Here is a 13,194-nt window from a genome sequence, read left to right on the forward strand (position 1 = left end):
TTTTAGAGCAAGGTGCCGGCGGCGACCTGCGCCTGGTCCGCGATCGGACCGAGCGCGAGCGCGGGCAGGAAGGTGAGGCCACCGACGATCACGATGATCGCCGCGAGCAGGCCGATCCACAGCAGCCCGGTGGTCGGGAACGACCCCGCGCCCTCGGGCACGCGCCGCTTGGCGGCGAGGCCCCCGGCGATCGCGAGAACGGGCAGGATCACCCCGAAGCGGCCGACGAACATGTCGAGCGCGAGCAGCAGATTGTAGAACGGCGTGTTGCCGCTGAGGCCACCGAACGCCGAGCCGTTATTGGCCGCACCCGAGGTGAAGGCGTAGAGGATCTCGCTGAACCCGTGCGCGCCCTTGGCGGCCGGGCCGGCAAGTCCCGCGCCGGTGATGCACGCCACCGCGGTTAGCCCGAGGATCGCGAGCGGCGGGATGGCGATGGCGATCACCGCGAGCTTCATCTCGCGCGATTCGATCTTCTTGCCGACATATTCGGGCGTGCGGCCGACCATCAGCCCGGCGATGAACACCGCGAGGATGCAGTAGATCAGCACTGCATAGAGCCCTGAGCCGACGCCACCGATGACGAGCTCGCCGAGCTGCATGTTGAACAGCGGCACCAAGCCGCCGATCGCGGTGAAGCTGTCGTGCATGCCGATCACCGCACCGCACGAGCTGGCGGTTGTGACGACGGCGAACAGCGCCGTCGCGGCGATGCCGAAGCGGACTTCCTTGCCCTCCATATTGCCCCCGGCGACGCCGAGCGCGTGATGGATCGGGTTGCCAGCAGCTTCCGCGCCGTAAGCGACTGCGACACCTGCGATGAAGAGCAGCATCATCGCCGCGAGGATCGCCCAGCCCTGGCGGACATTGCCGACCGCCTTGCCGAAGGTGAGCGTCAGACCAGCGCCGAGCACGAAGATCGACAGCATCTGCAGGAAGTTGCTGAGCGCGGTCGGGTTCTCGAACGGATGCGCGGAGTTGGCATTGAAGAAGCCGCCGCCATTGGTGCCGAGCATCTTGATCGCAAGCTGCGAGGCGACCGGGCCGACCGCGATGGTCTGCTTGGCGCCTTCGATCGTCGTCGCGACGACCGACGGCCCGAAGGTCTGCGGCACGCCCATCACGACATAGACCAGCGCGAGCACGATCGAGATCGGGAGTAGCAGGTACAGCGTGGCGCGCGTCACATCGACCCAGAAATTGCCGATGCCCGAAGCCTGCTTGCGGGCAAAGCCGCGGATGAAGGCGAAGGCGACGGCGATGCCGACCGCGGCCGACAGGAAGTTCTGCACCGTCAGCCCCGCCATCTGGCTGAGGTTCGACAGCGAGGATTCACCGCCATAATTCTGCCAGTTGGTGTTGGTGACGAAGCTGACCGCGGTGTTGAACGCGAGCAGCGTCTCCATGCCGGTGAAGCCCTGCGGGTTCATCGGCAGCACGCCCTGCAATTTCAGGATCGCGAACAGCAAAGCAATGCCGCCGAGGTTGAACACCATCAGCGAAGCGGCATAGCCGACCCAGCTCTGCTCGGCCTTGGGATCGATCCCGGCGAGTTTGTAGAAACCGCGTTCGACGAAGCCCAAGGGCAGCGTCTCGCGGGCATAAAGGGCGTGCATCCAGGCGCCGGCCGGTTTGGCCAGCGCGACGATCAGCACGACGAAGAGGAGGATCATGCTCCAGCCGGCAAAGGTCATGGTGCCGCGCTCCTCAATACCGCTCGGGCTGTGCGAGCACAGCGAGCAGGTAGATCAGGACTAAGACGGCGACGATGCCGCCCAGGATAAGGTCGAAGGACATGGAGAGCCCGCCTGTTATGGTTCAGGCGGTCCGCTTGGACCTGAGCCGCGTTAGCGCGCGCGGGGGATGAAGGCGGTGCGGCGTAAAGTCCGCATAAAGTGGCCTTGCATCGCGGTGATGGCGCTTTGCGCAATTCCTGCCTAATCCGTGCGGCAGGCAGAGGAGTGGCGCGTGATGGCAGGATTGTGGTTCGAGGAATTGCAGGTCGGGCAGACCTTCGCCCATGCGATCCGGCGGACGGTGACCGAGACCGACAATCTGCTCTTCTCGACGCTGACGCATAACCCCGCGCAGCTCCATCTCGATGCCGAATATATGAAGGACAGCGATTACGGTCGTATCATCGTCAATTCGACCTTCACCTTGGGGCTGATGGTCGGCGTGTCGGTTGGCGACACGACGCTGGGCACCGCGGTCGCCAATCTCGGCTGGGACGAAGTGCGCTTTCCCGCCCCCGTGTTCATCGGCGATACGCTGCGGATCGAGACCGAAGTCGCCGACCTGCGCGAATCGAAGTCGCGGCCCAACGCCGGAATCGTGACCTTCATCCACCGCGCCTACAACCAGCGCGACGAGCTCGTCGCGTCGTGCAAGCGCTCGGGCCTGCAACGGCGGAAGCCGGCATGACGCCGCTGCGCTCCTGGCTGTTCATTCCTGGCGACAGCGAAAAGAAGCTCGGCAAGGTCGATGCATGCGGTGCGGATGCGGTGATCCTCGATCTCGAGGACTCGGTTGCGGCGGCGAACAAGCCGGCGGGACGCGCGCTGGTAGCGGCGTTTGTCGGCGAGCGCCCGCGCGGCGCCCGCGCGAACCAGCTGTGGGTGCGGATCAATCCCTTCGACAGCGGCCTCGCGCTCGACGATCTCGTCGCGGTGGTTCGCGCTGCGCCCGACGGGATCATGCTGCCAAAATGCGACGGGCCGGGCGACATCCGCTGGCTCTCGCACTATCTCGACGCGCTCGAGGCGCAGGCCGGGGTGGCACCGGGATCGATCAAGATCGTGCCGGTCGCGACCGAAACCGCCGCCGCCCCGTTTACGCTCGGCGCTTATGCGGGGGCGGGGCTCGATCGCCTGCTCGGGCTGACCTGGGGCGCGGAGGATCTGTCCGCCGCGCTTGGTGCCAGCACCAATCTCGATCCCGCAGGCGGCTGGGCGCTGACCTATCGCCTGGTACGCTCGCTCACCTTGCTCGGCGCGAAGGCGGCGGGGGTGCAGGCGATCGACACGCTTTACGTCGATTTCCGCGACGAGGCGGGCCTGCGCGAGAGCTCGCGCGCCGCACGGGCGGAGGGCTTTACCGGCCGGCTCGCGATCCATCCCGCGCAGGTCGCCGCGATCAACGCGAGCTTCATGCCGTCGCCTGAGGAGATCGCGCATGCGCAGCGGATCGTCGCGGCGTTCGCCGCTGCGCCGGGCGCTGGAACGGTTGGGCTCGACGGGCGGATGGTCGATCTGCCGCATCTGAAACAGGCGACGGCGTTGCTCGCGCTGGCGTCGGCTTATCCGCGCTAGCGAGGTCTAGCCCGAACTCGCCACCGCCACCTTGTCGCGGAAGCGCCGCCGCTTGGCGTCGACATCCGCGCGTGCGCGCTCGATCGCTTCGACTTCGGTCGCTTCGAGCAACGCGTCGATGACGCGGCCGAGATGCTCCCACATCGCATTGTGCGCGCGGCTTGCATCGCCCGTGGCGAGCGCCTCGACGATCCGCAAATGCTCCGACTGGCGCGGGGCGACGCCGGCTGCGCGCACCTTCTCGGTCAGCAATTTGTATTGCGGCGAGCGGCTGCGCGTGTCCCACAGCATCGCCACCGTCATCTCGAGCGCGCTGTTGCCGGTGGCGCGCGCGATTTCGAGATGGAATTCGCGGTCGGCGACTTCGGCGGTGACGAGATCGGCATTCTCCATCTCGACGACCAGCGTGCGCAGCCGTGCGATGCGCTCGGCGTCGATCTGCTCTGCGGCGAGCCCGGCGACCTGCGATTCGATCAGCCGCCGCGCCTCAAGTAGCTCGAACCCGCCAACGTCGGTTTCGGTGAGCACCCCGCCCGCCGGCTGCAGCGCCGCGACATAAACGCCCGAATTGGTCCGCACCTCGACCATGCCATCGACCTCGAGCGCGATGATCGCCTCGCGCACTGTCGGACGCGACACCTTGTAATGCAGCGCGAGGTCGCGCTCCGACGGCAACCGGTCGCCGATAGCATAGCGTCCGCTCGCGAGGGAGGCACGGACGTCGGAGGCGACCCGTTCGTAGAGCCTGGTCACGCGGCGCGGCTGGTCAGTCATTGGCCAATCGTGGCTGAGCTTTGCAAGGAGCGCAATATGCGCAGCCTCTTAACCCACCATTTCTTCCCTGGCCAATTTGGCCTTACCACCATCGACAGAGGGCCGTCACCTGGTTAGCATCGTCACAAATCGTCGGAGAGGACGCACCGTGCAGCAACAGGACGCCCGCGTCATCGCCACAGCGCCGTGGGCGCGCGTACGCGACACGATAGGGGGAAAGGGCGCGTGAAGATCCGTCATCTGCGCTGGTGGATCGTCGCGCTGATCTGCGTCGGCACGATCGCCAACTATCTTGCGCGCAATTCGCTCGGCGTGCTCGCGCCGCAGTTGAAGGCGAGCTTCGCGATGTCGACGCAGCAATACAGCTATGTCGTCGGCGCGTTTCAGCTCGCTTATACCGTGATGCAGCCGATCGCCGGCTATATCGTCGATCATTTCGGGTTGCGCGCGGGGTTTGCCTTTTTCGGCGTCGCCTGGTCGGCCGCGAACATGCTGAGCGCGCTGGCGGGCGGCTGGCTTAGCCTCGCTTTCTTCCGCGCCTTGCTCGGCATGAGCGAAGCCGCGGCGATCCCCTCGGGGATGAAGGCGATTGCCGAATGGTTTCCCGCGCGCGAGCGTTCGGTCGCGACGGGCTGGTTCAACGCCGGCACCTCGCTCGGCGCACTGATCGCGCCGCCGATCGTCGTCGCGGTGACCTTGTGGGGAGATTGGCGGCTCGCCTTCGTCGTGACCGGTGCGGTCGGGCTGGTCTGGGCAGGCGCGTGGTATGCATTCTATCGCTCGCCGGGCGACCACCCTTCGATCACGCCCGACGAACGCGCGCTGATCGCCGAGGACCGCCCGTTGGTGCCGTCCCGCCGCGCGAGCGCGAAGGAGATTCTGGGCAGCGCGAAATTCTGGGTGATCGCGGTGCCGCGCTCTCTCGCCGAGCCGGCATGGCAGACCTTCAGCTTCTGGATCCCGCTCTATCTCGCCACCGAGCGTGGCATGGATCTCAAGCAGATCGCCTTGTTCGCCTGGCTGCCTTTCCTGGCCGCCGATCTCGGCGGGGTGCTCGGCGGCTATCTCTCGCCCTTCTTCATCAAGCATTTCGGGATGCGACTGATCCCGTCGCGCGTGCTCGGCATCAGCCTGGCCGCGGTGTTGATGATCGCGCCGGGCTGTATCGGCCTCGCTGCGAGCCCCTACACCGCGATCGCGCTGTTCTGCATCGGCGGCTTTGCCCACCAGATGATCTCGGTGCTGATCAACACGCTCTCCGCCGATGTCTTCACGCCCGAGGAAGTCGGCACAGCCAACGGTTTCGTCGGGCAGGCGGGGTGGATCGGCGGGCTGCTCTTCTCGCTGCTGATCGGCCAGCTTGCCGACAGGATCGGGTACGCGCCGCTATTCGGTGCGCTCGCCGTGTTCGACCTGATCGGCGCTGTGGTGTTGATCGTCTTTGTCCATCGTCTGACCTTACCGGAGGCCCGCATATGAGACGCGCCACGATCGCCAACCCGCCGTTGTTCGCGTTGACCGAGCGTACGCGCGGCCGGATCACGCTTAAGGCCGATACCGGCGCGCTGGCGCATCTGTTTGTGCTCGAGGACGATATCGTCCGTCTGCTGTTGCTCGCTGACGGGTCTGTGACGAGCCCGCCGAGCTGGGCGATCGCTGCCGGTGCCGAGGATATCGCGGAACCCGGCCGCGACCGGATGGACATTGCGGGCTTCACCTGCCCCGCGCCGTTGGTGGACGAGGCCCAGGGCAAGCTCATCATTGCGACCACGCAAATTCGCGTGACGATTACCCTGCATGGCCTGCACTGCAGCTGGGAACAGCATGACGGCGTTGCATGGCAGCCGATGGCGGCCGACCGTCCGACCCAGGCCTATGACTTCGGCTGGTGGGATGGTCGCGCGCACCATTATCTCGAGCGCCGCGCGGGCGACCGCCATTACGCGCTCGGCGAACGCGCCGGCGCGATGGACCGCACCGGCCGCCGCTTCCGGCTGACCAGCCTCGATCCGATGGGCTATGACGCCGAGCATAGCGACCCGCTCTACAAGTCGATTCCCTATGTCCTGGTCGCCGACAGTGCCGGCCGCTGCCATGGCGAATTCCACGACACGCTCGCGCGCGTGACGTATGATTTCGGGCGCGAGCTCGACAATTATCATGGGGCCTATCGGCACGTCGTTGCCGATCACGGCGACGTCGATGTGTGGATGATCGCCGGTCCCGATCCGCTCTCGGTGACCAAGCGCTTTACCTGGCTGACCGGTCGCCCGGCGCTGATGCCCGCCTGGTCGCTCGGCTATTCGGGCTCGACGATGACCTATACCGACGCGCCCGACGCCGCTGTGCAGATGCAGACCTTCACCGCCAAGCTCGCCGAGCATGACATCGGCTGCACCTCGTTCCATTTGTCGTCGGGCTACACCTCGATCGGCGACAAGCGCTACGTGTTCCATTGGAACCGCACCAAGTTTCCCGATCCGGCCGCCTTCGTCAAAAGCTATGCCGATGTGGGCGTCCGTTTTGTCCCGAACATCAAGCCGGCGATGCTGCTCGACCATCCGCTGATCGACGAGGTCCGCGCGGGTGGGCTGTTGGTCGCCGACGCGGATGGCGTGGAGACGCAAGCGCAATTCTGGGATGCGCCCGGCGTCTACCTCGATTTCACCAACCCGGCGACCGCGACATGGTGGAAGGGGCAGGTGACCACAGCCCTGCTCGACAACGGGATCGAGGCGACGTGGAACGACAATAACGAATATGAAGTGTGGGATGCGCGCGCCCGGATCCACGGTTTCGGCACCCCGCGCGCGGCCGCCGAGGCGCTGCCGCTGCAGGCGCTGCTGATGATGCGCGCCTCGCGCGCCGCGCAGATCGCGCATTCGCCTGGCAGGCGGCCCTATGTCGTGACCCGCTCAGGGATGACCGGCCTGCAGCGCTACGCGCAGACCTGGTCGGGTGACAATCGCACCGACTGGAAGACGTTGCGCTACAATCTCAAGATGGGTTTGGGGCTGGCACTGTCGGGCATTTCGAACACCGGGCACGATGTCGGCGGGTTCGCCGGACCACCGCCCGACGCCGAACTGCTGCTGCGCTGGGTCCAGGCCGGCGTGCTGATGCCGCGTTTCAGCATCCACAGCTGGAACGACGACCGCAGCGTCAACGAGCCATGGATGTACGCCGACGCGCTCCCGGCGATCCAGCGGTTGATGGCGCTGCGTCAGACGCTGCTGCCATTCTTCGGCGATTTGCTGCTGCGCTACAGCCGCGACTTCGCGCCGATTGTCGGGCCCGTCTGGCTCGATCATCCCGACGATGGTGCCGCCTGGCACGACGGCGACGACCATATGCTTGGCCGCGACGTGCTCGCGGCGATCGTCGTCGAACAGGGTGTCGCGTCGCGCAGCGTCCGGCTACCCGGGCACGACGACTGGTACGATGTGTGGAGCGGCGCCCGCCATGCCGGGGGGAGCGTGATCGAGGTCGATGCGCCGATCGCGGGCAACCCGCCGCTGTTCGCGCGCGCCGGCTCGGCGATGCTGGTCGATCTCGCGGGCGGCGGTTTCGCGCCCGATCCGCTCGACCGTGGGCTCTGGCTGTTTCCGCCGGCGGCGGCGGGCGACTGTATGCTCACCGCGCTCGAGGATGACGAAGCCCGCGCCGAACCGCGTGAGTGGCGCATCGCAGGCCGCTGCACCATCGACCAGATCGTCCTCGAGGTCAGCGCCAACGACTGGCGTCCGTTGACGATCGTGCTCCCGCAGGGCGACGATCGGACGCTGGTGGTGCCCGGCGCCGTTACCCAAGAACGTGACGACATCGCCGGCCGCCGCGCGGTGCGGATCGATCGCGCATAGAAAACGGGCGCCCTCTTGCGAGAACGCCCGTCATCGGACCGTGCGGTGGACGGCGACGCGTCGCCGCCGTCCAGCCTGTGCTTACTTGAAGCGGAGACCGACGCCGCCCATGATGCGCTGACGCGAGGTGTGGTCCGAATACTGCGAATAGACATACTGGGCCGAGACGTAGAGGCCCGAGAGCGGACCCGAGAAGCGGCTGCCCATGCCGTATTCAACGCCACCACCGAGCTGATAGCCGTCGGTCGAGTAGCGATCGTAGAAGCTGCGCCCGGCGACCGGCGAGGTGAAGCGCTTGCGCTGCTGGTTGTTGACGTACCCGCCCTTACCGAAGACGAGCAGCTGCGGAGTCGCCTGAATGCCCGCACGGACGCCGACGCCGAGTTCCTCGAACGACTTGGTGCACAGCGCGCCGCCATTGGCGCCAGTGCAGTTCTCGCTCCAGTTGTTCGAACGCCAGTAGGTCGCTTCCGGACCGACTACGAAACGCTGACCCAGCTGGCCATCGAAGCCGACCGACGCGCCGTAGCCGAACTTGTCGCGATGGACGCCTTCCGACTGGAAGCGATCGCCGCCGAAATTGCCTTCGACGCGGAAGCCGCGGAAGCTGCCCGAGCCGCTATTGGCTGCTGCCTCGGCCGGAGTGGCCGTGGTCGACTCCTGGGTCGCCATCGGGGCGGCAGTGTCCTGCGCAAGCGCGGGGACCGCCGAGAGGAAGGTTGCTGCGAGCGACGCGGTGATGAACTTGTACATGGCTTGGCCTCTGAAATTGCATTGAGTGGCGGTTTAACCCGATGCAAACCGGAGAGTTCCGAGGGTCCGATGCGATGCTTCGCGCAGTGTGTCTTTCGGGCAACTGTCGTGCCGAAGCCCCTTGCACACCAAAACGGCGCCTCCTCTCGGAAGCGCCGCCTGCTGGTCAGCACGTAGTCGGGAGCACGGCGATCAGTATTTCACCGTCCCGCGAACCCCGAAATAGCGCTGCGCATCGCGTGGCACTTGCAGGCGCTGGTACGAAGGCGCGGTCACGCCATTGCCTGCCGGCGTGACGAAGCTGACATAATATTTGTCGGTCAGATTCTTTCCGATCAGGCTCAGCTCGAACTTGCCGTCCTTGCTACCGAGCGTGATGTTGGCATCGAGCAGCGCGTAGGGGGCCTGTTGCGCGAGCGGCGTCTGGTCGAGATCGAAATTGATCCGGCTCGAATAGCTGACCTGCGAGCCGAGCTTGACCGTGAAGGGCAGCGCGTCCTCGAGCGGCAGGCGCCAGTCGGCGCCAAGGTTGAACTTGTGCTTGGGCGCGAAGGGCAGCGGCTTGCCGTTATGCGCGAGGCAGGTGGCGAGATTGGCCGCCGAGAGCGTCGGTGCGCACGAGAAAGCGCGGATCGTGCCTTCATTGTAGGTGTAGCCGCCGTTGAGCGTGAAGTGATCGGTCGGCCGCAGGCTGAAATCCGCCTCGAACCCACGCGAACGGACGCGCCCAGCATTGGTCAGCGTGACGAAGGTCTGCCCGCCTTGCGTGACGAAGCTGTTCGCCTGGAAATTGTCGAGCACCTGGCTGTAGAGCGCGGCGTTCAAGGTCAGGCGGCGATCGAAGAATTTCGACTTGATGCCGAGCTCGAAGGCGTTGCTCGTCTCCGGGCTGATCGGCGCGGTGTTGTTCGCGGTCATCGAATAGAAGACGTTGAGCGCCGGCCCCTTATAGCCGCGCGAATAGGTGCCGTACGCCATCAGGTCAGGCGTGACCTGATATTGCAAGCCGGCCTTGCCCGATACGCCGTTCGCGCTCGTGCGCTGCGCCGAGGTGAAGGCGCCCTGGATGCCGGGACGCAGCGTCGCGTCGGCGACCGAAACGGTACGCGCGAAGCTGTAGGATACGCTGTCGTGCGTGTAGCGAAGGCCGCCGATCAGCTTGAGGTGATCGACCACTTCCCACGTCGCCTGGGCAAAGCCCGCCTGGCTGCGGAACTTGGTGTTCCAGGCGGCCGGGCCGTTCGAACTCACAAAGGTGCTGACCCCCGGCGCCGTGCTGCACGGCCGAAACCCGGTGGCGTCGATCGCCAGCGTCGAGGCGGAGCAGAAGCTGTCCGAGCGGGTGAAGGTGTCGTTCTCGTCGGTCCACCAGAAGAAGCCGCCGGCGACATATTCGAAGCGGCGCCCGCTCGGCGAGGCGATGCGGATTTCCTGGCTGTATTGCTTGAAGTCGAGGCGGCCATCGTCACGCTGGTCGATATTCTGCGTCGCCGCAGCGGGCGTCGCCGCCGAAGCGACCGCGACATATTGCCCCGACTGCGATCCGAAATCGCCGTCGCGCAGCTGGCGGTTCTTCCAGTTGCGATACGCCGTGATCGAGGTCAGCGTGTAATCGCCGAGCTTATAGTCGAGCGTCGCCGAGACGCCGGTATTGGTGTCGGTCGTGCCCGGCGTGAAATTGTTGTTGAGGTCGCGATTGCCGTAGCGCGGCACGACCGGACGCTGCTGTGGCAGGAAGATGGTGCTGAACTGCGCGTTGGGGATGAACGTCCCCAGGATGTCGCCGCAGCAATCGTCCTTTTCGTGGCTGTAATCGGCGGCGATGCCGACGCTCAGATCGCCGAACTCGCCCTTGAGCTTGCCCTTGATCCCAAACTTCTCATAGCCGTTTACCCAGCTGTTGTTGTACACGTTGCGGGCGTTGCCGTCGTAATTGCCGTAATAGCCGCTGAGCAGCGCGCCGACACTGTCGCTCAGCGGGCCCGACACGGTCGCGCTCGCGCGATATTCAGCGCGGTCGTAATAGGCGGCGGAGGCTTCGGCCTTGAACGTCTTGGTCGGCGCCCGCGTGACGATGTTGAGCGCGCCTGCGCTCGCATTCTTGCCGAACAGCGTGCCCTGCGGCCCGCGCAGCACTTCGATCCGGTCGAGGTCGGCGAATTCCTGCGTCGCCATGCCCGAGCGGCCATAGACGACCCCGTCGATGATCGTCGAAACGCTCGGCTCGGCGCCGGACGCGAACGATTGCGTACCGAGGCCGCGGATCGCGATCGTCGAATTGACGTTGGCGGTGCCGCGCTTGAAGGTCAGCGAGGGGACGACCTTGTCGAGCGTCTCGGTGCTGTTGATGTTCTGCGCCCGCAACGCGTCGCCGCTGACAACCGTGATGGCAACGGGAACGGTCTGCAGGTTCTCCGAGCGACGCTGGGCCGTGACCACGATATCGCCCGTATCGACAGGCTCGAGGTCGGAGGTTTGAGGGGCAGGTGCTGGCGGTGCGGTCTGCGCTGCCGCTACGTTCGGGGCGGCCGTGAGGCTCGCCAGAACCAGCATACTTGCCGACATATAGATGATTTTCATCAATCCCCTCAGACACGCGCTTTGGCTACGTTCGCTCGGCCTGACCACATTTTCTCGTTTTCGGTCAAGTGGTAAGGTCAGTTTTGTCGATGATACCGCTACCATCAGCGACAGCCGTCAAACGGCTGCGGGCTACCGGCAAGGCGTGCATACGGTAAAAACACGATCTTTCGTCATAAGGGGATCTGGCAATATCCTAAGAGGTTCACACACCAGGACTTTTTCATTTTAGCGGGGAAAGCATCTGGGTAGAGTTACGATATTCCGACTGACGTGCCAGTCACGTTAACCATCGTCTCGCGTAGTCGAGGGATCGGGCGATGGACGAGATGTATGTTGGCAGTGCGCTGTGCGAAGTGACGGCGGGCGGCGAGTTGATGCTGCCGCGGCGGTTCTCCGAAACCGCGCGATCGCGCTGCATTGACGACTTCCTGTTGATCGGCCTGCACGAAGAATCGCCCTGCCTCGTCGCATTCGATCGGGTCTATGTCATGCAGCGCCAATTCGACGTTGCCGAGCGGTTCGCCAAATCGCCGGGCGGATACCACGACAATCATCGAATGCGGCGGCTTTACGGCTTCGTCGAGGAGGCGCCGCTCGCCCCCGATGGGATGCTCCAGATCCCCGCGATAATGCGCGTGCGCGGCGGAATCGGCGGCGTGGCGCTGCTCGTCGCGAGTGGTCCGCGGTTCGAGATTTGGGATCTGGCCCAGGCGCTCGATCACGGGCCCTCCGACTTGGTCACGCTCGCGACGCTGTTGCAATCCAACCCGGGAACCAAGGGGGTCGTCGATGACGGTATTGTGTCTCCTGCTCGGCCATGCGCCGGCCCTCACGCTGCTGCGCAACCAGCGCTTCATCTTCAGCCACTGCCTCCGCTGTCGCCACGACATGATCCGATCGGACGGCGACGGGGCATCGGCTGACCCGGTGCGCGGGTGGCGGCGCGTGCCCACGGGTATGCGGGTGCGCCGCGCCGCGGCACAGCATGCCGCATTAAGCCCTCAATCGCCACGCGCGGGTATGCCCTACCTGCTGCAGATCGGCGCGATCGCCTTGTTCTGGAAGGCGCAGGATGCGCTCCGCGCGCGTCCGAAACGCCCGCGGATCCTGCGGCTGACCGCGAAGGAAGCGATCAGCCGCCCTTAGCGCGATCCTGCTCGGGATAGTCCTCGGGTTTCACCGGGGTGATGTTCGGGCGATCCGCGACGTCCTCCTGCGGGAGGCTCCCCTCGGTCGCCGCATCGTCGGTCCGGTCCTCTGGTGTGTGCGGGTCGGTCATGCCGCGGCCTTTCCGGTATAGCGCGCGAATTCTTCCGAATAGCGTTGCGTGATCATCGCCTGTTCGGCCGCATCGACATCGTCGGCAAGCTCTAGGAACCAGCTGCCCTCCTCCGAATAGACGTGATGCGCGACCGCACCGCGGATATGCTCGAGCTTGTCGAGATAGTCCTGGCTCATCGGGTCGAGCCGTTCGAGCAGCCCCATTTCCATCTTGGCAGCGGCCTGTTCCTGATAGGCGAGTTCGGCATGGCCGACCTGTTTGTCGGCGGCGAGCGCCGGGTAGATCGCAGCTTCCTCGGCGATGGCGTGACCAGTGAGGATCAACGCGAGATCCTTCTGCGCGGCACGTCGCGCCTCGGGGGCGCCCGCCGCCTTCACCGCGGCAAACGCGCTTTCGATCTGCCGATGGTGATCGAGGATCTGCGCGAGCCAGCTACCGGGTACCGCCGCAGCTTCGGCCTTGGCGCGTGCTTGCGCGCGGGCCGCATCGCTTTCGGGTGGGGTGATCGCGGCGATGGCTTTGTCGAGGATAGACATGTGCAGCCTCCGATGGAAAAGTTCTCGAAGTTCAACCCGCGAAAGCCCCGGCCCGTTCCGGAAAAAATACGCCAACATGGCAAAAGAAAAGGAGA

13 protein-coding genes are annotated in these 13,194 nt (G+C 65.4%); 5 read left to right on the top strand and 8 right to left on the bottom strand.

The window, feature by feature from the left end; genetic code table 11:
- Nucleotides 1–2: 2 nt before the first annotated feature.
- A complete protein-coding gene (gene kdpA / locus ACVWYO_RS12705; RefSeq protein WP_457351291.1) occupies nt 3–1,694 on the bottom strand; it encodes a potassium-transporting ATPase subunit KdpA in 1,692 nt (563 codons plus the stop codon).
- A gap of 13 nt (nt 1,695–1,707) precedes the next feature.
- Nucleotides 1,708–1,797: a potassium-transporting ATPase subunit F gene (locus ACVWYO_RS12710; protein WP_081476845.1), complete on the bottom strand. Its 90-nt coding sequence runs from the start codon at nt 1,795–1,797 to the stop codon at nt 1,708–1,710.
- Between the two features lie 174 nt (nt 1,798–1,971).
- Here ACVWYO_RS12710 and ACVWYO_RS12715 point away from each other — a divergent pair, with 174 nt between their 5' ends.
- On the top strand, nt 1,972–2,424 hold the full coding sequence (locus ACVWYO_RS12715) for a MaoC family dehydratase (protein ID WP_457354987.1): 453 nt from the start codon (nt 1,972–1,974) through the stop codon (nt 2,422–2,424).
- On the top strand, nt 2,421–3,311 hold the full coding sequence (locus tag ACVWYO_RS12720; RefSeq protein WP_457351293.1) for an HpcH/HpaI aldolase/citrate lyase family protein: 891 nt from the start codon (nt 2,421–2,423) through the stop codon (nt 3,309–3,311). Before ACVWYO_RS12715 ends, ACVWYO_RS12720 begins: the two co-directional genes overlap by 4 nt.
- A gap of 6 nt (nt 3,312–3,317) precedes the next feature.
- Here the strand turns inward: ACVWYO_RS12720 and ACVWYO_RS12725 are convergent, their stop codons facing one another.
- Nucleotides 3,318–4,085 (bottom strand): FadR/GntR family transcriptional regulator, encoded by a 768-nt coding sequence (locus ACVWYO_RS12725; protein ID WP_457351295.1) that lies wholly within the window; start codon nt 4,083–4,085, stop codon nt 3,318–3,320.
- Between the two features lie 225 nt (nt 4,086–4,310).
- Between ACVWYO_RS12725 and ACVWYO_RS12730 the strand changes: the two genes are divergently transcribed.
- Together ACVWYO_RS12730 and ACVWYO_RS12735 are read left to right on the top strand one after the other, a co-directional pair.
- On the top strand, nt 4,311–5,564 hold the full coding sequence (locus ACVWYO_RS12730; RefSeq protein WP_457351297.1) for an MFS transporter: 1,254 nt from the start codon (nt 4,311–4,313) through the stop codon (nt 5,562–5,564).
- Nucleotides 5,561–7,945 carry a TIM-barrel domain-containing protein gene (locus ACVWYO_RS12735; protein ID WP_457351299.1) on the top strand — a complete coding sequence of 795 codons (2,385 nt, stop codon included), beginning with the start codon at nt 5,561–5,563 and terminating at the stop codon, nt 7,943–7,945. The genes ACVWYO_RS12730 and ACVWYO_RS12735 overlap by 4 nt, the downstream gene beginning before the upstream one ends.
- A gap of 81 nt (nt 7,946–8,026) precedes the next feature.
- On the opposite strand, the gene ACVWYO_RS12740 is transcribed toward ACVWYO_RS12735, so the two are convergent.
- From ACVWYO_RS12740 to ACVWYO_RS12750, 3 genes are all read right to left on the bottom strand, one after another.
- Entirely contained in the window at nt 8,027–8,698 is a 672-nt protein-coding gene (locus tag ACVWYO_RS12740; RefSeq protein WP_457351301.1) for an outer membrane protein, read from the bottom strand.
- 192 nt (nt 8,699–8,890) lie between these two features.
- Nucleotides 8,891–11,278, bottom strand: coding sequence for a TonB-dependent receptor (locus ACVWYO_RS12745; RefSeq protein WP_457351303.1), 2,388 nt, complete (start codon nt 11,276–11,278; stop codon nt 8,891–8,893).
- A gap of 254 nt (nt 11,279–11,532) precedes the next feature.
- Nucleotides 11,533–12,003 carry a hypothetical protein gene (locus ACVWYO_RS12750; protein WP_457351305.1) on the bottom strand — a complete coding sequence of 157 codons (471 nt, stop codon included), beginning with the start codon at nt 12,001–12,003 and terminating at the stop codon, nt 11,533–11,535.
- 67 nt (nt 12,004–12,070) lie between these two features.
- On the opposite strand from ACVWYO_RS12750, the gene ACVWYO_RS12755 reads away from it, so the two are divergent.
- A complete protein-coding gene (locus tag ACVWYO_RS12755; RefSeq protein WP_457351307.1) occupies nt 12,071–12,427 on the top strand; it encodes a hypothetical protein in 357 nt (118 codons plus the stop codon).
- On the opposite strand, the gene ACVWYO_RS12760 is transcribed toward ACVWYO_RS12755, so the two are convergent.
- Together ACVWYO_RS12760 and ACVWYO_RS12765 are read right to left on the bottom strand one after the other, a co-directional pair.
- Nucleotides 12,414–12,560, bottom strand: coding sequence for a hypothetical protein (locus ACVWYO_RS12760; RefSeq protein WP_457351309.1), 147 nt, complete (start codon nt 12,558–12,560; stop codon nt 12,414–12,416). The genes ACVWYO_RS12755 and ACVWYO_RS12760 overlap by 14 nt on opposite strands.
- Nucleotides 12,557–13,099 carry a hemerythrin domain-containing protein gene (locus tag ACVWYO_RS12765; protein WP_457351311.1) on the bottom strand — a complete coding sequence of 181 codons (543 nt, stop codon included), beginning with the start codon at nt 13,097–13,099 and terminating at the stop codon, nt 12,557–12,559. Before ACVWYO_RS12765 ends, ACVWYO_RS12760 begins: the two co-directional genes overlap by 4 nt.
- Nucleotides 13,100–13,194 lie beyond the last annotated feature (95 nt).

This window comes from Sphingomonas sp. UYP23 (assembly GCF_054059235.1).